The 19871-nt window shown below is 52.0% G+C and carries 13 protein-coding genes and 1 pseudogene; 5 read left to right on the forward strand and 9 right to left on the reverse strand.

What is annotated here, in order from left to right; translation table 11 throughout:
* Positions 1-245 precede the first annotated feature (245 nt).
* Complete coding sequence (locus tag QRN85_RS17690; RefSeq protein ID WP_062584146.1) at positions 246-728, reverse strand: calcium-binding protein; 483 nt, start codon at positions 726-728, stop codon at positions 246-248.
* A gap of 1537 nt (positions 729-2265) precedes the next feature.
* Here QRN85_RS17690 and QRN85_RS17695 point away from each other — a divergent pair.
* Positions 2266-3000, forward strand: coding sequence for a metallophosphoesterase (locus QRN85_RS17695; RefSeq protein WP_284759583.1), 735 nt, complete (start codon positions 2266-2268; stop codon positions 2998-3000).
* A gap of 353 nt (positions 3001-3353) precedes the next feature.
* Here QRN85_RS17695 and QRN85_RS17700 read toward each other — a convergent pair whose 3' ends face one another.
* The 6 genes from QRN85_RS17700 to QRN85_RS17725 form a co-directional block, all read right to left on the reverse strand.
* The gene (locus QRN85_RS17700; protein WP_284759584.1) at positions 3354-4100 is read right to left on the reverse strand and encodes a hypothetical protein; all 747 of its coding nucleotides are present in this window, start codon (positions 4098-4100) and stop codon (positions 3354-3356) included.
* Between the two features lies 1 nt (position 4101).
* Positions 4102-6348 (reverse strand): GNVR domain-containing protein, encoded by a 2247-nt coding sequence (locus tag QRN85_RS17705; protein WP_062585503.1) that lies wholly within the window; start codon positions 6346-6348, stop codon positions 4102-4104.
* Positions 6349-6448: 100 nt separating this feature from the next.
* Positions 6449-6928: a hypothetical protein gene (locus QRN85_RS17710; protein ID WP_062584137.1), complete on the reverse strand. Its 480-nt coding sequence runs from the start codon at positions 6926-6928 to the stop codon at positions 6449-6451.
* Positions 6929-7234: 306 nt separating this feature from the next.
* Positions 7235-8419, reverse strand: a complete 1185-nt coding sequence (locus QRN85_RS17715; protein WP_284759585.1) for a polysaccharide biosynthesis/export family protein — start codon at positions 8417-8419, stop codon at positions 7235-7237.
* A 245-nt stretch (positions 8420-8664) separates the two neighbouring features.
* Entirely contained in the window at positions 8665-10113 is a 1449-nt protein-coding gene (locus QRN85_RS17720) for an O-antigen ligase family protein (RefSeq protein WP_284759586.1), read from the reverse strand.
* Positions 10114-10637: 524 nt separating this feature from the next.
* Complete coding sequence (locus QRN85_RS17725) at positions 10638-10847, reverse strand: KTSC domain-containing protein (RefSeq protein WP_062585502.1); 210 nt, start codon at positions 10845-10847, stop codon at positions 10638-10640.
* A 1147-nt stretch (positions 10848-11994) separates the two neighbouring features.
* Between QRN85_RS17725 and QRN85_RS17730 the strand changes: the two genes are divergently transcribed.
* Positions 11995-12630 (forward strand): sugar transferase, encoded by a 636-nt coding sequence (locus QRN85_RS17730; protein ID WP_062584131.1) that lies wholly within the window; start codon positions 11995-11997, stop codon positions 12628-12630.
* A 429-nt stretch (positions 12631-13059) separates the two neighbouring features.
* Here QRN85_RS17730 and QRN85_RS17735 read toward each other — a convergent pair whose 3' ends face one another.
* Entirely contained in the window at positions 13060-14325 is a 1266-nt protein-coding gene (locus tag QRN85_RS17735; protein WP_284759587.1) for a polysaccharide pyruvyl transferase family protein, read from the reverse strand.
* A gap of 104 nt (positions 14326-14429) precedes the next feature.
* A complete protein-coding gene (locus QRN85_RS17740) occupies positions 14430-15866 on the reverse strand; it encodes an oligosaccharide flippase family protein (RefSeq protein WP_284759588.1) in 1437 nt (478 codons plus the stop codon).
* A 695-nt stretch (positions 15867-16561) separates the two neighbouring features.
* On the opposite strand from QRN85_RS17740, the gene QRN85_RS17745 reads away from it, so the two are divergent.
* From QRN85_RS17745 to QRN85_RS17755, 3 genes and pseudogenes are all read left to right on the forward strand, one after another.
* Complete coding sequence (locus QRN85_RS17745; RefSeq protein WP_284759589.1) at positions 16562-17791, forward strand: O-antigen ligase family protein; 1230 nt, start codon at positions 16562-16564, stop codon at positions 17789-17791.
* Positions 17792-18229: 438 nt separating this feature from the next.
* Positions 18230-19030, forward strand: coding sequence for an acyltransferase family protein (locus QRN85_RS17750; RefSeq protein ID WP_284759590.1), 801 nt, complete (start codon positions 18230-18232; stop codon positions 19028-19030).
* A 629-nt stretch (positions 19031-19659) separates the two neighbouring features.
* A pseudogene (locus tag QRN85_RS17755) lies at positions 19660-19871 on the forward strand (hypothetical protein); the annotation flags it as partial.

Raw genomic sequence — 19871 nt, forward strand, 5'->3', positions numbered from 1 at the left:
GCTTGTACCTATCATCGACGATTGAGAAAAGATTATTACTGGAGATAACCCGATCATCGTCAATAAAATAGGTTAACCGTGAATATCTTCGCAATTTATACTAAGATATCTCGATGCTCTACATTATGGATTGATGTAGTTCACTATCGACGGGGGCGCGCGCAGCGCTAACTGCAACGCTGCGCGCGTAAATGAGCACGTTATAGCGAACGCCTCGCTCACCGAGAGTTCGCTACATCCGCTCCTTAGACGCTTTCGACAGGAACCGAGCCGTAGAATGCGTAGTCGCCAGCAGTCAGAGGCTTACCATTAACCGACTCGATCGAGATGATGTTGTGGTTGCCGGTTGCGGTGTCGATCAGCTCGTACTTGTAGATGACGTGACCGTCAGTGCCAGCCGTGTGCGACAGGAGGTTGAGGCTCGAACCCTCGCCCATGCCACGGAATGTCAAACGGTCGCCGCTCGCTTCGCCAGCGCCGCCGAAGTCGAAGATCTTGTCGGTGCTGCCATCAACGTCGGTTGCAAGCCAGAGGAACGTGTCCTTGCCAGCGCCGCCGTACATGTAGTCATTGCCCTTGCCACCCTGAAGGATGTCGTCGCCCTTGCCACCGTTGATGTTGTCGGAGCCGGCACCGCCGTCCAGATGTGCTGGGCCATCCAATGCTACAAGCTTGTCGCTCGACGCGCCCGAGCCAAGGTAACCGCCTTTAGTGTAAATCGTAGTCATCAGTCTCTCCATTGTAGTTTTTTGTGAAATCGGCAAATCACCGTTAATGTTCGGTTAAAATATTGTCAATTACCTGCAACGCACAGTTATGCTGTTTCGCTAAAAAGCAGAATTAACGATTAATTTAAACTATTGATTATCCGACATGTATCACTGACGAATTTGTTCTCGCGAGAGGTGACTTTAAATGGTTTTCGATTTCGAGGGGATTGACGAGAAACATGGTTAAAATAAAAAAATGCTAATATACACTGTCAGACAGCTAAAATTCTGACAACTATTCTTGGCTTTATATAACCTTTGGTTGCTGTAAATCCGGCGATCCATATTTTACTGGTGGAATTAGATCTTCAAAAGAAAGCAACCCTACCAATAGGAATGAAATTTTCACATTCGCGCCGGTTGTAGATTTTCCAGTATATTTCTCGAAATATTCAAAAATTTTGCTAAATTAGTTCAAGCAAAAGAATGACCGATGCAGTTCTTGAATGGATAAAATCGTCCTTACCTCAGGCGGCAGCAAGCTTGGAAGATAAGCCTCAATAAAAATTTCAATCTATGCGTTTCAGAAAATTGTTTTTTGAATGAAGTCGAATATAAGTTCGATATACGACTTCGGATCTTTCAGATTTTTTTCTTGATTTATTACGAGATAAAATATTATCAGGATAGATCAGGGTAGAATTGTTTCTCATGCAGAGCTATGGGGGCGTCGGTGAAAGAGATTGAGCTGGCCGGATGGATATCGTTGCCTATTGGACGCGATATTGTACATGTCGACTATATCAACTGGCAGAACAGATGCTGGTTGGTACCCGCATGGATTAGTATTGCTGACGAAAATCTCAAAATGCCTGCGAGACTGATCGCTCCACGTTTTGTTGCTGGGCACACGCCGCCTCCAGGCCCCGAGGTCTTGAATATCTTCACGAGGCTCCGCCTCCCTGAAATCGTACTCGATCCAAACAACAAGCTTCCGGAGCTTGTCCACGTGATTGATATAGTAGAGCGCCCTTCCCTCTACATGCGATCTATGCAGGCCCTTGTCGCGTAACCTCGGAATTACCTTGGCAATGCCGGATCTGGCTGTCGCCAACCGAACGCACGGCCTTACACCAGCATCGTGGGATGTGTGGATGACCCGTCTGCTCGACAGATGAAGCTGCGGGTAACCTGAGACCGGCTAAGGCGTTATATGCCCGGCGAACATGAAGTATGCGCGCGACATGTCTGATAGGGCATCACTGACTGTTCCAAGGGTCTCTCGTTGAAGAAAGACCGACGTCGCAAGCCTGCGTGCGCAAAAGCGATGAGCGGCTCCACGATCCAATGGGCGGCATTTGATGAAGATGCGTCTGAAATTCCTGCCCGCTGCAACCAAGCTGGATTGATACGCGCTTGCCGTTTCAAAACTCGATAGCTGGCAAAATCGTCTCCCTTAGCCAATGGTATTTTTACCCATCGCTATGTATTGGTCATAGTCATGCGTAAAGTTATGAATTGGCTTTCAAAATACCGATCTGAACCCAAAAGCACTGTGAAACGACGCCGGATCGATCTGGGCGACGTTGCAAGAAGCTATCCGATCTATGCGATTGGCGATGTGCATGGACGGCTGGATCTCTTGAAGCAGGCCGAAACGAACATTGCACAAGACATTGCATCGACGGGCAAGGACGGTCTCGTTGTGCTTCTGGGTGATTTCATCGATCGTGGACCAATGTCGGCACAGATCATTAATCATCTCATGACCAAGAGCGAGCACCAACTCAAACGCTTGCCGCTTGTTGGCAATCACGAAGATGTCTTTCTCCGATATCTCGAAAATCCTGAGAAGCACAAGAAATGGCTGGAACTCGGCGGCGAACAGACGCTCGCCTCCTACGGGCTTGATGTGCACAGCGCGGCCTTTCGGCAAACACGTCTTAAGGGGAGGCTGAAAGAATTATTGGCCGAGGCGGTTCCGGAGGATCACAAGCGCTTCCTGGATAGCCTGCCGATCTGCTTGAAGATTGCAGACAAGCTATGGGTCCATGCGGGCATTCGTCCCGGCATAGCGCTTGAGCAGCAATCGGATGACGATATGATCTGGATCCGGGAGCCATTCCTGTCGAAGGGTCCGGAATTGAAGGACCTAATTGTGATCCACGGGCACACAGTCCGGGAGCAACCCGACCCGGGGCCCCAGCGTATCGGCATTGATACCGGCGCCTTTTACACGGGAAAGCTCACAATCCTTCGTGTCGAAGGAAGCCAAAGTCGATTTCTTTGATACGTTCTTCGCCAATGTTCAGTTGGTGGCCAAGGCGCCTTGCGCGTCTTCCGCCTGGCGCTTGAAAATCCGATCCAATGACGTTTTTTTGCTTGTACCTGCAGCAGCCAATTCCGGTGGTGGCGGAGCCAGCGAATGACCCGCGGCACCTAAGGCTTTTTAAAATCGACCACTCGTAAAGCCGCGACACGACAGGGCGTAACTCGACTGTCTCCGTGCCGTGCGCCTGTCCACTCCGAGCTAAGAGCGCCGTGCCGAATTTGGGGCTGCGAGGCCTTGTGCAAGCCCCCATGGATCGAACATTTCATAAAGCGAATGCGCCGGACATCCTGCCAGTCGCAATCGGCCAGGCCTTATTTCGAAATCGACGATTTGAAGGGGGAAAGGCTGATTTTTTTGTCGTCCACGCGCGCAGCATCGCCAGTCGATTGACCTGAAATCGAACAGGAAGGTGAAATGGCGGCTATCATCTTTGCTAATTGCGGCTTGGGCGCCGGAATTTTGACGCGCAGAAATGCCGCTGATGGAGAGCACAAAATCTCGACATCCTTGCGGACTTCCATCGAGATCTTTTCCAACGTCATATTGGTCAAACGGTTATAGAGGAAATAGCGCGCCGTTATCGCATTCTCCTCGGCTGGAGAATATCTTTGAGAAAGACCGACCAACCGATGGATTTCATCGCTTTGTTCAGCTGAGGCTTGGCGAACCATGGCGTAGCGCACCCACAAATTACCGTCTGTCGGCAGGCAACTCAATGTGTGGCGCAGGAACTGCTCCGTCTGGCCCAGAGCCTCGAACCATTTCTCATATTCCGAGTTTGGATTCCGTGCATCCAGCCCAGCCAGCAACACCGTCAGGAACGGCTTCACGAATGCAGACTGGCACTCTTGCTCGATACCGCGATCATAGGTTTCGCTGACCAAACGATCGAGCGCGCTCAGTTCCAGCGGCCGGCCTTTCTCGATTTGCCGCGCCCAATACTGAAGGTCGGCGAAACGTGCGTAATGCACGACCTGATCGACGGCGTAGAGGCACAAGCATAACGCCATGATGCCCAAAATGGTGACCGAATATGGATTCCGCCGAAATCCTGCCAATCTACGCAGCGTCCTGATAGTATTTCGTATAATGAGACTGGTAATACTCGCTGGATCCGAAGGATCTGTAGAGCTTCAACTTACGCTGGTCCACTTTGTTGAGTATGACACCAAGGCATTTGTTTCGTATTTCAACTTCATCCCTCAGAAGCTGGCGCACCAGATGCCTTGCGGTTTTTCCCCATTCTACGACGAACAGGAAGCCATCGACGCGAGAAGCCATCGCGCGCGCATCCACGACAGGCCCGAGCGGTGGCAAATCTAGGATGATATAATCTGTGTTGTGGCTCAGATGTGTCAGGATGTTGCGCATGGCAGGAGAGGCCAGCAATTCTGAGGAGTGCGGCACGCGATGCTTGATGACTGTTGGCAAGAACGCCAATCCCGTTTTGGGATCTTGAAGTAAAAGCTTCCGAGGGTCGATGTTTTCGAGAACAGCCTCAAGCAAACCCGCCTCTGCATGAGATCCAATGGCACGCGTGGCGCCAGGATTACGCAAATCGCAGTCGATCAGAATCGTCCGGTTTCCCTGATCGGCGAGCAACTGGGCAAAGTTTATGGATGTCATCGACTTGCCCTCGCCCGGAAGGGAGGAGACGACGCCTATGATCTTGCACTCTTTCCCGACCATACCGAAATCCGCCGAGAGCTTTGCGCTGCGCAAAGTTTCGGCGAAAGAAGACAGTGGATTGTCGACAACGTAATTCGAGACAGAATTTGTCTTGAACAATTCACCAGCCGGCAACTTGCTGCCGGAAAACGCTGGCAATCGCTGGCCGGAAATCATCGGTGTCATCCCGAGGAATTCAAGCTTGAGCGTGTCTCGTATCTGATCGCCGGTTCGGAAGAAGCGGTCCCTGATTTCCCTGAACGCCCCTAGACCGGTGCCCACCGCACCGCCCATGACAATGAACAGCGCAAGTATCAGTGTCTTCTTGGGATGGCTTGGCGACTTCGGCGGTGACGCACGCGTAATCACGCGCGCCTCTGTCACGGGGAATGACTGCTGTTGGACAGCTTCCTGATAGCGCTGAAGGAAAGTCTGGTAGAGATTTTTGTAAGTCTCGGCTTCGCGCTCGAGCTCTCGCAACTGCACCTTGGTCTCGTTTGCCGACGCACTGATACCGGTTGCCTGGGATACGTTGTCGGACAGGCTTTTCTCACGCGCTTTTGCGACGTCGAGATCGCTTTTGTAGCTCTCGGCGATACGATTCAGTTCCTCGAACATCAATCGCTGATATTCAGACATCTCACTGCGCATGCGAACCGCTTGCACGTGATCCGGTCCGAGCCGCGCGGAAATCTGCGCTTCCCGCTTGGATGCATCCAGATATTTTTGCCGCAACTCGTTCGAAATCGTGCTTCCGAGCACATCGGTGACAATGGCATCTGTCTGGCCGGACGCGATAATCTGCTGAATTCGCTGGAAGCGTGCTTCGGCCTTTGACGTCTCCGACTGTGCCACGATCAGCGCGCTGTTAAGTTCGGAGAGCTGTTGATCCGATACGAGAACAGATCCTGCGGATACAAGATTGTTTGTTGTGCGGAACCGCTGAACGGCAAGGTCGGAATCAAGTGCCTTCTGCCGCAACTCTGCGATACGGTTTTGCAGCCAGTCACTGGCGCGCCGCGTCGCCTCGTATTTCGAATTCAGCTTGTCTACGAGATAAATATCGCCGACGGTATTGGCAATTCTACTCGAGAGTTCTGGCGATGGAGACGTGTACTGGACGTTGAGAACATAGGTTCTTCCAACCCGGCTCACGTCGAGATTTTCTGCCAGCTTTCGCTCTGCGGCAAAGTGCTTTGCGGCCGCGTCATCCGCGACGGCCGAAGCGGACACGAACCATTGCGATACATTGAGCAGAGAACGCAATGTTCCTATCAACTGCACCATGGCGGAACGATCATCCGCCATGAACACGGCATCATTGGTCAAATCAAGCTTGTCTACGACCGCACTTGCGATCGTGTCTGACTTGAAGATCTCGACCTGGCTGAGGATGGACGATTCATCTTCCATCAGACTGCCGCCAGCGGACCCGATGCTCGACAACTGGTCGGCAAGCTGACCATTGCCTCTATCGATGAGAACGCTGACATTGGCCGTGAAGAGCGGAACGGCTGTCAGAATATTGACAATACCCAGAACCGCAGCAACCGCTACGCTTATCGCGACGATCTTCCACTGACGCCTGGCAATTGCAATGACGCTTTCAACGTCCAGAAAACTTCCCTGCTGATGCATATCAGCATTCGCTTCACGCGAAAAAGCGTGGATTTCTTTATCGTAGAGCGGCAAGCGAGCCTCATTTCAGTTGTGTCTTGACCCCCAGCCACAAGGGTTTCTACTGAGTCGTTATACTGATCGAGATAAATGTGGATGAGCCTGCGCTCGACGTCGCGAAATAAGGGCTGCTTGCACCAGCGCTGAATGCAGAATCTCCTGAAGCCGTGCCGGACGATCCATCGGCGGCGGTTCCCGTTGCGTTTACGCCGCCACCTGCATTCCCATTGCTGCCGATGGCTGACGCACCCGCAGCGCCCGCGCCGCCGGCACCAGCGCCCGCAGCACCCAACGCAGCCGTTTCAGTTTCCGGCATCGCGCCCGCAAAAGCAGTTTGAAGGGCAGCATTATCGGTTTCGGCAACTTCTTGCTGAATGCGCGCAGCGAAGTCAGGCTTCAGCGAAACGCAAGCTGCCGCTGCACGCGCAAGGCCAGCACCCAATGCTGCGACCTGCGATGGATTGGCCTGACCTGCCAACTTGATCAAGGGAGACAAAGCGGCTTCGTTCGTGCCGGTGAGAGCACGGACGCGGTTGGACATAGGTATTCCACCCGTCTGGAATTCGCTCAACAGACTCTCTGGCGAGGAAAGAAACGCCTGAACAATACTGTCCGAAAGACTTGCCGGGGCGACAAGGCAACTGGCCGGCGAAGAGCTTTGTGCACTGGCATTATTCGCCAAAGCCAACGACAACAGCGCGCCACACAGTAAGCTGTAATTTAAGCCCTTTGGCATGAAGTCACTCCCAAGTCCGTTTATACTTTATTAAGACTGTTTGATTGCACAAAAAAATTTCCGCAGCAATAAGATTCAAGAAACTTACTTAATGCTGCGGACGCTTGGCTATTAATTTGTCAGTGATTCCACAGAGTCCCGGATCGATACGGCATCCGAAGGAACGCCGGCGGCGGTAGACGATACCGAGTTCACAATGTTCAAGAACTTGAGAAGCTCGACGGAATCTGCATTCGTGATGTAGATGATGTCCTTGTCCTGCATCGGGAACTTCTGGATCGCAAAGAGCGTGGACGGATCACGCATATTGGCCCTGAAGACAACGGGAACTGTTTCAGACTTGAAGCGCGAGACATTCACGCCCATCTTGGCCAGCGTGTCCTTGGGGACAACCCTATACAGGAAGACTTGAGCCGGATCCGCGCGGGAGTCCAACACACCACCAGCCTTTGCCAATGCCTCGCCGAAACTCAGCTTGGACTCTTCGAAGTCGAACCGGCCATTCAGACCCGACGCACCGAATGCGGAGTAGGTACGACGCTCGCGATCAACAAGGATCGTATCACCCGGTGCGACATAGATATTTTCAGAAGGCGTCGCGACCAGATGATCGTATTGCACGGTTGCAGAACGTCCTCCGCGCTGAAGAGTGACCCGCGTCTCGATGCCGGGCGCACTCAAGCCGCCCGCTTCGGAGATGACGTCAAGTATTCTTTCACCGGCTTCGGTCAGCTCGATCTTCGCGGGCTGACGCACATCTCCCAGCACCGCAGCCTGGGCCGAGCGGCTGCTGATTTTGGTGATGACGACCTGAGGCTCAATAGCACGGCTTGCAAGCCGGTCTTCAATTTCCTGCTGAACCGCCTCGACCGACCGTCCAACTGCGCGGATACGCCCTGCATAAGGCACACTCACATTACCGCTGTGATCAATCGTCTGTTGCGGCAGGGAAACGAAGTTCCCGGGGCGGCTGCCAGCATCAGACGGAATGAACAAACCGCCCGACTGCGACTCGAAAATGGCAACCTGGACCACATCGCCAGCGCCCAATGGCAGCGATGGCGCGCCACCACGTCCACCGCCAAAACCCTGAGCCAAAGAGGTCTGCGTGTCGTCTGCGACGTAGCTCAGGACACTCTTACTGATGTCCACCAGCGCATAATCGATGCCCACGGCAGTGGGCTTGTCCGCAGAGGTAACTTTTACAGCCGCGCCAGCTTCCACATTGCGGGCCGCCGGACCCGCACTTGGAAGCGAAGTGCAACTGGAAAGCGAAGTGGCCGCAGCAAGCAGCAAAATGTGAGTCTTACTCCGCCTCAATTTCATCCCCATGAAACATTATATCGTCTCGCAATAACACCAATTGCAGAATTAAATCCAGAGCCGGATTGACTGAAATTATGCTTTGCTCAGCTTTGAATTAAGTTGTTGCTATTTAAACACATGGTGGTAACGCCCAATTAATCAGTTCAATATTAGTTAATTCAAATAAATAAACATAAATATGCTCAAATTCGAAAATATTTAACCATGACTCATCGTTAAGCAGTGATCGAATGACGGGTGGACTGTTCCTTAAGTGTTCGTTTCTTGCCGGGCGGGCGAAGAGACAAGGTTACAATTGGCGCAAGCATTGCCGCAAAATAGATTGCGAGTCCTGATATTTGCAGGGAAAAGTCAATCGCGGAGTGCGCAGCAATCAAAACAAGAGAGGCAATGCCGAGCTCTCCCGCATAACGGGCGCTTCGGCGGCGCCTGATCCCAATGATAAAGACCGCACTCAACCAGAGACTGAAGAGCAGCGCCAGCAGAGGGAAAACAATGCCAAGCGTCAACAGCCCTTCCAGATAGACATTGTGAGCTCTGTCCCAGACCCCGGCAATGCCGCAAGTCGCATCTCGATAGGCCGGGAACACAGTCGGGAAGCTTGACAGACCTGCCCCAAGCGGAAGGTTGTCCCAGACGGCAGTGACTATGCCCGGCAGGACACAAAAACGACCGTCTTCGAAGGTACTCTGAATTTGTGAGCGCAACAGAACGCGCTGCCCAAGCGAAAAGAAGATGATGACAATCGCCAGAAGGATAGATGCGCCGATCAGTATCCTGATCCAGCGGCGTTCCTTGGCTGGGGCAAGCCCGCTCTTTTCCTGTTTTTGAAACCTGCTGAATGCCTTTAGAAGCAAAAGGCAACAAGCAGCAATGAGAGCCGCAACGACCCCTCCGCGAGATTTGGTCAGCATCAATGCTGTTAGTGTCGAGAAGAGCAGCACCACATGGAATGCCGCAAACCACAATTGCGTTTGCATTGCTGGCGAGAGTCTGGCGCCGGCCAAAATTGCCGAGGACACCCGCCGAAAACCTATCTTGCCAAAAGACGCCTCGACGATGGAGGCGTTAAGCAAAAGCGCGAGGCCGAAGAAAGTGGCCGCAGTATTTCTGTTTACGAATATGCCAGTAAGGCTGCTGAGATAGGCCCTCTTCGCGTCGAAGAGCAACTGATCTGGCGCGATGGTGAACTGGACGATCGAGAAGATCGATATCAAACCGGAAAGCCCCGACAAGAGCCTCAACGCTCCACTCGCACGCTCGTCTGTGGAGAACAACAAGAGGCCGACCATGAAGATACCAAACGGCACTGCAATTCGCATGGCTGCCGCCCGATCGTCCGCTGGCGACACCGAGATGGTCGAAGCAGCACCGGGAAGAAAAGCTTGAATTTCTTTCCAGGCGCCCTCTGAAAACGGCGCATCGAGAGGAATGACAGTTTGAGCGCCAATCCAGGCGAGGAGCAAAACCATCAGCGAAGCCGCCGCCCATAGCGTCGAACCGGTATGGGTGGGAATGCCTCCCGTTGAGAGAAGAACCATGAACAGGAAGAAGGTAGGCAAGGCTAAAAGCGTAACCGTCAGCAGTTCAACAGAGCCATAATTTAAAAGGGCTACCGAAAGCGAGACCCAATAAACAGATAAAGCAACGTAGTGGGATCGCATTCTTCAACCTGCACTGCTTCTCTTCAATGTTGCCTTTAATTAAAGAACGGCAATATCATAAGCACGGACTATCGTTTTACTTTCGATAACTTCCAGAAATCCGCTCAGGATTCTGATAAAATAGATCGCCTTGAAATTTCGCTATCCCCCACAAATGGAGAATGTGGAGAAGGCACAATTTCTATTGAGATGAATAGCTTTTAATACGTGATATCAGCTAGGTTCAGACCCAATATAATGGCGACGATGCGATATATGCGGAAATTATATTGATTGTCCAGATGATATAATTTTATGCGAATTCTAGATATTGTTAATTTAGTTACTTCCAAAGTCCGGCAGGCAAGTTGCTGGTCGCGGGATCCAGCGAGACTGGAAAGCGCCCATGGCCTGCGATGATACGCGGCGGCCTTCGACACTAACAATCGGATGCAGTCTTGTAATTGATGCGGTGAAACCATTGCCTGCCGCCAGGCCAGCGGAATTCCAATAACCGGCAGGTTTGAACGCGGTCTTTGCTGCTACTAGGCAGCGATACGTTTATACTGATTGCGGATGCGGTCGATATAATGCTGGCCCGGGGATTTGGCGACGCACATTGCCGTAACTTCGTGTTCCGGCACGCCGATGAACAGCCGCTCCTCACCATTTTTAAAGCAGATATGCAACTGTCCGTCTTCCTGGCTGAAGTAGACGTTTTGTATAATGCGAGAATTGACTGGTACGCTCTTCATCATCCACTCCTGTTTTCGGAATGTCTTACTCGAAAACGTCAAATGACCTCTGAAAATGTGTGGTGAGCCAAACCTTAAGATATTAGCACTCTTTTGAGCTTTCCCGCTCAGATGAAAGAGAACGGCACATCGAGCAGGCTCTGGAGCCCTGCACGCCGCAGGCGCAGATTCTTGCGCAACGACTGATCATCGATCTTATCCAGTACAACTCAAGATAAGTATAAATCAAATACACTCGCGACCAAGCCCGCCGGTAACCTTACCTGCTAAGTATAGAACATGATATACACACACGCTTTACATTCTTCTTGTAAAAATGCTGCAGCGCAAAGAGGGCTGGTCCTCTTTCGGGATCATTCAAAAATCGGCATTTCGATCCCGCCGCCGTCACCGAAGCGCGGCGGGCGCGGCTACTGCCCTGCTCAACTACCTATGCGCCACCAACCGATCTCAGTGCGTTTTGGCCGCTGTCAAGAAACTCGCGGCGCGTTTTCAGCGCTAGTACATTCGGGTGATGCGGTTCGGGACGACGGAAATCGACAAGACGGCCAAGGACACCATTAGCGACAATTTCCTGACGCGCCATTTCCTCAAAGCTCGAGTATAGCGATTGATTACTCGCCTACGGCCAAGACGAACCTTCGCCTCATGAGGTCCTTTGAGGCGCTATCCCAGCATTGAGGCGAATCATTCTGCCATCTGGCGAAATAGCGTTTTGAGACGTGATTGCTCGGCACGGATTAGATATTCAGATAAAAAATTTACGGTTTTATTATTTTATTATTCTCTAATGTAAATTTTGCGATCCAATCTAATTCGAATTCGCTAAGCCAATAGGAGCACTGAAATTCCCCCATACAAAGTATGAATAGGCTTATTTATTCAGAAATTAGAATGATTTTATACTGAAATCGTCAGAACTATATATTTAGAATATGCTTATATGCATTAACTACATTCGCCACAAAGTATTGACTTAGTAATTCGTTATTGGTTTATAAATTGTTAACGAAGCACTTATGAACCACAAGGCTGGTTCGTAAGTCACGAACAGGTTTAGAGCCTGGAATTAATTCATTTTGCGTAATTGATTGATCAGCCGCCTCAGGAATGCGGCTCATCATCGTAAAACGATGGAGCTTTCTTTATGAAGTATGCGACAGTTCTTCCGACCGGCGGACTGGCAAAGCGTAGCTTGGACGTTACGTTTGCAATGTGTGCACTCGTGTTGTTTGGCCCCATATTTCTTATGATTATGGCTCTGGTGAAGTTCACCGACAAAGGACCTGCATTTTACAAGCATGAGCGTGTCGGCCACAATGGCCAGAAGTTCAAGTGCCTGAAGTTCCGCACCATGGCTGTCAATGGAGACGAACTTCTCCGCCGCTATCTGGCGGAAAATCCGGATGCCCGCGCCGAGTGGGAAGCAACCCGCAAGCTTAAGAACGATCCACGCGTGACCGCTGTTGGACGAGTTCTGCGCAAACTCAGCCTGGATGAGCTGCCTCAGCTGATCAACATCATTCGCGGCGAAATGAGCGTCGTCGGGCCCCGTCCGGTCGTGGCCGAAGAACTACAGGCATATGATAGCTTCGCCGTGTACTACCTCCGCACTCGCCCAGGTCTTACGGGCTTGTGGCAGATCAGCGGCCGTAACGATGTTTCCTATGAAAGCCGCATCGCATTCGACACCCAGTATGTTCAGACCTGGTCGCTGATTCAGGACGTCGCAATCATCCTGAAGACAATCCCGGCCGTGTGCTCGGCGCGCGGTAGCTACTAAATCATTCGAAGCCAGATCCTGATGGCGCACATTCAAAAGAAGACATAGAATTATGTGCACCGGAGATGTAGATCTCCGGTGCACAATCTTTTTCGAAGATAAAATCGACCGCCTGATTGCGTTAGACGCACGCTCCATCCCCTGGAACGCATGGAATTGATATTGCGGCGCAGAAACTTTCTTGCACTGCATCAGTCTTCACGGGGTAAAGTTCATCCTCATTAGCCCCCCCCACCACTTTTGCAGATGCCCAGTGTTTTGAGGGTAAGGCTGCCCGGCGAAGTTCCGGCAGCACTTCGATCAGCAACCGGCAGTCAGAGCAACTGGCGTATCAACCCAGCGATAGTGGGTTGATACGCCCTCAAGATACGCACTCGGCATCTAACCCTGATGCCACGCATCAATATCACCGAGGTTGATGGAAAAAATTTAGCTGCATGCTTTTTGCAGCGCCTGCTTCAACCGCGCGACAGCAGTCTCGACATGTTCGTTGATGTTTTTGCGTATTTGTGCGGCAACAGCGGGGTTGGACAGGACTGTCTTTGCCTGGTCCAGCGCTGCCTTGAAGCCTGAGACGCTGTAAAGCTGCTCCGCAAAAATGTAGAAGCTGCGCGCCCCGTACATTTCGAAGAGTATTTCTTTCTTTTTATCAGACAGCGAATTGTCCGCAGTAGCCGCGCCCTGACCGATACATATGGCCGGTATGCCCAGGCGCCAGGCATTGACGCAAACATGATACGTGTCCGTAATCACGAATTTGCAGCCGGAGAGCTCTGAAAGTATCTTGCCTGGATCAACGTGATAATTCGGTACCTCGTAGCCAAACAGACGGGCGATGGCGCGGAATTTTTTGCGTGTGAAGAACCAGGGTATCCACCGTGTCGGTTCACCGAGACGCTTTCCCAGCAGGCGAGCGTAAAGCAGCATCAGGAACTTTGAATTCGTCCGGCCGAAGTAGACGCCGATACCCTGTCGCTGTGCGGCCATTTCAAAACCGGAAAACTGCTCGAGGTCGGTGTCTTTCAGCAGAAGTGCACAGTCACAGGCCAGCGAAGGGTCCAGGCCCCGCAGAGGCGAAACCTTCGCCGCGGACAATGCATCTCTGAAAAACACGCCGGCAGCATTCTTGAACAAGCGTTCGGAATGCGATCGATACGTCTCGTCGACATCGTCCTCCGCTCGATTTGTAATGATCGTGCTTCCAAAGATGACGGCGCGGCTCAACCTCTCCTGATCGAGCTGGGACAGGAAAATGTATTTGTAATAATCGCTCTGGAATCCGCTCTGGCTCTCGCTCGTCGCATCCTTGTTCCATGCTCCACGATCCTTCTCCAGATAGGAGAGGGAGTGCAGGAAATCACCCCAGAACAAAAACACGTCCGAGGAGAGGTATTCGCCGTAATGATCGACTATATCAAGATACTTGAATGGTATTTCTTCAGGCGGGTACGAATATTCGTTCAATTTTCCATATGTGTAAAACTGAACAATATTGGGAGCGACCATTTGAGAGATGGTCATATGAGCCGCCAGATCGACGGTCAACATGCCCGTATTACGTTCAGGAGGAAGCGCACAAATAACAGCAATTTTCTTCATTTTTTGTACATCTTTCCTGTTATGATATACAACATCCAAAAGCAATGAGCGCCATCTAATCAAATGCCGTATAGGTTCTAGCCGGATCAGCGTCAAGTCACTCTTCTTAATATACTAGGAACCCCGGCCCGGCTTTTATAAGCAATAATTTATTCAATTATGACAGTTCTTTATCACCGGGTTTGATAGCGGTTGGGCGGTCAGACGCTCTCCGTCGGGGCGTTTAGAACAGACAGACCTCTGCGCAATGTCCGATGACCTGCGGCGACCGAAAGCCCCACACCCGCGAGGGCAAGGACCGCAGCAAACGGTATCCATTGGAACCATTGATCGCGCATTCCGGTAGAACCCAACCAGTACACGCCCGCGACAGCCACAGAGATGACGGAGGGCAAAGCCATCGATGCCGCAAACCGCGTTCGTGAAAGGCTTAGAAGATAGACGATCCCACTGATGTTACGAGGCACGGTCAAAGCCACCGCAACAGCATATGCGCCGGCTACATAGATCGTGCCGCCTGTGGCAAACACAGCAAGAAGCAGGCACCAGCAGATCGCAAATTCTATCGCAAATCTCATCTGACTGCGAACTTCACCCAATACGATGCGTATTGTCACGGCCAATGTGCCGATCAGCTGGTAACCCGCAACGGGCGCGATCAACGCAAACAGGTACCCTGACTCCGTCCATTTGCTGCCCAACAGCAAGCCAAACACTTCCTGGTGGGCCGCGGAGGCTATGAACAGGATTGGCAGCACGCCAGCTGCGACCAGATAGGATATTGCAGAATAGACCTCTCCCAGTTTCTGCCTGTTTTCTCTGAAACGCAGAAGATGTGTGTAAATGACGTAGTTGAGCGGCGCGGTCAGGATGCGACCGGGTAAGCGGGCAAACAGAAATGCCATCGCAAAAATGCCTGCGCCTGCGGCGCCGAGAGCGTGGCCTATGATGACCATTTCCAGAGACTGGGAGAGATTGGTCGCCAGATTGCTGAACAGCATGCTTTTGCCAAAGACAATGTGCTCTCTAAGGCTATGCAATGAGAAGACAAATCGCGGTTTGAACCGGGACGCAGCGAATGTGAAACTGGCGCGGATGGAATATTGCACCAGTTGCTGCAGCACCAGCGACCAGACACCGGCACCATTTAACACGCCAACAAGTGCGGTCGTCAGACCCGCCGCCATTGCCAAGACTTCAATGATTGCAATTGTGGAAAATTTCCCGCTCTTTTGCAGCTTGACTCCCGGTACGGCGCTAATCGCCTGCAGGAAAGCAATCGGTGCCAGTCCACGCGTTATCGGGCCAAGGTCCGGCTCGGCGAATAGCAAGGCGAGCGTGGAAGAGCCGAAGAGGGCGATGAGGGCCAGGACGAGACCGATGACCATGGTAAGCCAGAATGCGCTGGACCAGACCTGAGTATTGCCATCATCTTCCTTGATCAGCGATTGGCCGACGCCTGCATCTGCAAAAATAACCAGAAGAAGAATGATAGGAACCGCAAGTGTGACCGTTCCGTATTCATGAGGGCTGAGATACCGTGCCAATATTGGCATGATGAAAAACTGGGCCGCAATCCGGAGGATCGAGATGGAGGACATGGACATTGTGCCATAGGCAATTTTTTTTAAAGACACGCGACGCCCTACCATTTGAGCTTAATAATGATCTATTGAAGTCCTGGTACAGGATGAAGCAGTGCAAGCCTTGTTAACCTCGGCTCGGTTTCGCTCCACCTCAGCAATCCATGAAAGGTCAGTCTACCTGCATCTCATTACAGTCAGTTTGTCCTGCCGCCATTCCAGGACACTGCACTAGGCCAATTCCGTAATATTTTCAAATTCCATTAGGCTCATATAACGCATTGTCTCATGTCGCGTGTATTGCGAAATGGCTTTATCGCGCACGCGAATGCCAAATGGCAGAGCTTCACGCGCAAAAACGCGAGATTGCCTCAAATTCCGATCAAAGACTGTGCAGCAAATGCCCCATCCCCGTTACTCTGATGCCTGAAGCCGAGTGCTCCTGCGCCTTAGCCAAAACTCGTTTCATCTAGAGTTCGCAGGACGTCTATGTGGCGGCTGGGGCTCTGTTTCTTTAAAAATGCAGTCTTTCCTTCCAGGTTGCTGCATATGAGATGGATAAGACTGCGAGAAGTGGATATTGCTTGGAGCGTAAGTCGCCAGAAAGATCTGCATCATCCGGCGTGTCTGCAAATGGTTTTGTCATGTCCCGTTCCGAAAATATCAGGTAATCCGTCGTGCAAATACCATCACAGGACACACATCCGACTTCCCGGTTAGACAGCGCTGCCCAGTTTGCGTTTCCATTCGTGACATTTCTGGGTCTTACCCTCAGCCCCGGTTTCGGCACCATCGCGGCGGTCTACTTTATACTGCCCTCCATCGTCCTGATCGGTTTGAAGGCGAGAAGTTACCAGATACATGGCCGCATCGAGTGGCCAGGGCTCGTCCTCTTATTCATTATGCCGTCGGTATTTCTCGCCTCCACATTCTGGTCGAACCATCCGCTGCTGACCTTCAAACTATCGGCAGAAGCGCTGGTTTCCTGCTGCGTGGTGTATATCCTGACGAGCACGATACGGCTGAAAACACTCATTACCGCATTTTTCTTTGCTCAGTTGATTTCGGTAGGCGCCAGCATTCTTTCCGGCAAGACTGCCATTATTTACGAAACCCAGCAGGCCGCTTATGTCGGCTTCTATGGCAGCAAGAATTATCTGGCCTACGCTGGACTTGTTCTCTTCATTTTATCCGTCGCCAAGGCGGGGATCAGTCAGACTGTACTCAGCCGCGCGCTGGCCTATATCGGCGTGGGCCTGGCGCTAATTACACTCGTTCTCACCATCTCTGCAGGGGCAGCGATTTCCTTCTTTGTCATCGTGCTAGCCTACTGCGCGCTCATGGTGGTCAGGCTTGTCCATGTCAGTGCCCGAGGGCAGTTTTTGCTCGCACTGTTCCTGATCGCGTTGAGTGTGGCATGCCTGGCTGGACTGGTGTTCGGTGACGAAAACGGTTTGACGGGCGCCTTGCTCTCGGCGGTCGGCAAGGACGCTACCTTGACCGGAAGAACAGATCTCTGGAACTATGCTTCAAGATTGATTGAACAAAACCCGCTTTTTGGTATTGGGTATCAGGCATTCTGGGTTCAAAATGACCCGGAACCCGAAGCGCTGTGGTATGCATTCCATATTCCGACCCGTATGGGCTTTCATTTTCACAACCAGTTCTATTCAACGGCTGTCGAACTCGGTTACTTTGGAGTGGCGATAACTTTTTTCTATGTGTCGGCCCTCGTCGTCACCACTCTTCGCAATGTCATGCTGCACCAGAACGCTCTGACGACATTCCTCTTCCAAATTATCGTTCTCACCATGTCGCGCATCTACACGGAAGTCGATCTATTGGCGCCTTTTTCGATCGGCTGGATTCTGACGTTATTCGCTTCCGCCTATTCATTTAAGTTGGACGCAAAAGCCGCTCCCGTGCAAAAATCATCAACGCCAATTCGATATCCCGCGGCCTACCGCGCTCAAAATTAAAGTCGGAGCCTATCAAAGGCGGACCTGTAACACCCGCCTACCAAGCGAAGCATGTGGTGCTTGTGCCCGCGAAGGCTGGCAAATGAGCTTTATATCCGTCTCGGTCTTGCGGGTGTCAAAATGTCAACGATCTCAGAAGTTACAAATTATACTTGCTGACAAACGGGAACTGCTGGATTTGAAGCTGAGAAATGCAGTTTTGCTTTATACTTCAGCGTCTGCGACTTTAAATTCTTACATCTATGCGAGGAACGCAAAAGTCTTTCGGGCCGCGCTAGCTCGCGCAAAATCATCTTTATTCGATTCAGGCCCTTCGCGGTATAGCAGCGGTCCTCGTCACAGCGTTCCATTTCTTCCCGAATGAGTTTATTGTCGGTGCGGCAGGAGTGGATATTTTCTTCGTTATTTCGGGCCTTATCAGGGGCACGATCGGCGTCAATGAACGGTCACTCATGTATTTGTGCAACGCATCAGCCGGATTGCACCGCTGCACTGGCTGTTCACCTTCGTCATGTGTCTGGGCGCGATTGCTGGCGTCTATTCTCAATTTTCGTTCAATGCAGAAACACTCACCAAATCGCTCTTTTTTTCATTCCCTACTGGGACCAAACAGGACACGTATGGCCGCTGATGGTGGTGGGCTGGACCCTCAACCTCGAAATGTTTTTCTACATCGTCTTCGCCGCAGCCGTATTCCTGGGTCGACCCATCCTTTTCACATCACTGGCATTAGCCTCGATGGTCATCCTGGGTTACACCTTCGACCTGAAGAACGCCGCTTTGAACCTCTGGTCGTCCAATCTTCTTTTGGAGTTCATCGCAGGTCTTCTGCTTTCCAGATTTGTTTTGCCCGGAAAAATCAGCCTCATTGCCGTCATCTTGGGTGTAACCGGGCTTGCAGCAAGCAATGTTTTCTCGCTGTTCGACCCAGAATACCGAATTCTGGTCTGGGGAATTCCAGCATTTCTTATCGTCGCCGGCTGCTTGAGCCTGGAAAAGCGGGGATATTGGCCCTCAGCGCAACTAAAGCCAATCCAGTTGATCGGCGACGCTTCCTACTCACTCTATCTTTCCCATGTTTTCTGGACTGCCGCCGTTCACAAGTTTTTCGGCAATGCCTTTCTCCCGTCAGCCATTGGGCTCATCGTCGCCGTAGTCTGCGCTATTGCAATCTTCAGACTGGTCGAAAAGCCACTTCTCAAATCAATGAAACCGCTCGTAAGTCGTCTTCCAGCCTAATCTTGCCTCCAGCCTTAGCCGGTCTTTCGCTCGGTCCGGCGAAGCGGGTGTTTTGGAAAGCCTATTGGAGGTCAGAATTGGAGGCCGATACAGGGTCAACATTCAACGCCTACCAACCGTTTGCGCATCGCCTTGCGCCACGGCTTGTTCCGGTATGCGGGGCGGCTAGCGTCAACCGTAGATCAAACGGGCCGCGGTCTTCGGGCAAATTTTCCGTGTCAGGGGCGTTGAGACGAACAAGGCTCGCCGCCGCGCCCAGGTCACCCATCTTCCCCCCACCCGGTACGCGCGTTTGCATCCTCGACCAACCGGATGCAACGCGGCTAAGGCGTGAGCAACTGGCCTCAGAGCTTGCCGCTACCGAGGCGTGGACGGAGGATTTTCGGGAGAGGATCGCCAGGCGGACGCAGCGGTTTAATTCTGCGAGTGTCGATGTCGTCATCCGCAAGCTACTGGTCCTACCCCGTAACAACGTGGACGGCGACGCCAATCAGCGCCTGATGCCGATCTTGCGCGATCTGGTCCAGCCGATGGTGATGGGGCAAGGCACCCGCCCCGCCATCAGCCGGCGAGCCTGCGGGCGCAAGGCGGCATTGTCACCATGACGGCAGCCCAAGGAGGTTCTCGATTTGATGGAGCGACAGTTCCTTGCCGCAGCAGGCAACGATTTGATGGAGCGAATTGCGTCTGGCGAGATCGACACGGATGCCAAACGCAAAAAGCTCCTCGACCAGTATGGTGAGGAGCTTAAACGTAAATATCTTGCATGGGAGGGTATTACAGATATTTGGTTGCGGGGGCAGGATTTGAACCTGCGGCCTTCAGGTTATGAGCCTGACGA

The sequence above is a fragment of the Agrobacterium sp. fls2-241-TYG-188a genome (assembly GCF_030209845.1).

Coding starts and splice junctions, on each gene's coding strand:
- QRN85_RS17730 (WP_062584131.1), top strand. CDS start 11,995: ATGAAGTATGCGACAGTTCTTCCGACCGGCGGACTGGCAAAGCGTAGC.
- QRN85_RS17725 (WP_062585502.1), bottom strand. CDS start 10,847: ATGAAGAGCGTACCAGTCAATTCTCGCATTATACAAAACGTCTACTTC.
- QRN85_RS17710 (WP_062584137.1), bottom strand. CDS start 6,928: ATGTCCAACCGCGTCCGTGCTCTCACCGGCACGAACGAAGCCGCTTTG.
- QRN85_RS17750 (WP_284759590.1), top strand. CDS start 18,230: ATGAACGGTCACTCATGTATTTGTGCAACGCATCAGCCGGATTGCACC.
- QRN85_RS17705 (WP_062585503.1), bottom strand. CDS start 6,348: ATGCATCAGCAGGGAAGTTTTCTGGACGTTGAAAGCGTCATTGCAATT.
- QRN85_RS17720 (WP_284759586.1), bottom strand. CDS start 10,113: ATGCGATCCCACTACGTTGCTTTATCTGTTTATTGGGTCTCGCTTTCG.
- QRN85_RS17690 (WP_062584146.1), bottom strand. CDS start 728: ATGACTACGATTTACACTAAAGGCGGTTACCTTGGCTCGGGCGCGTCG.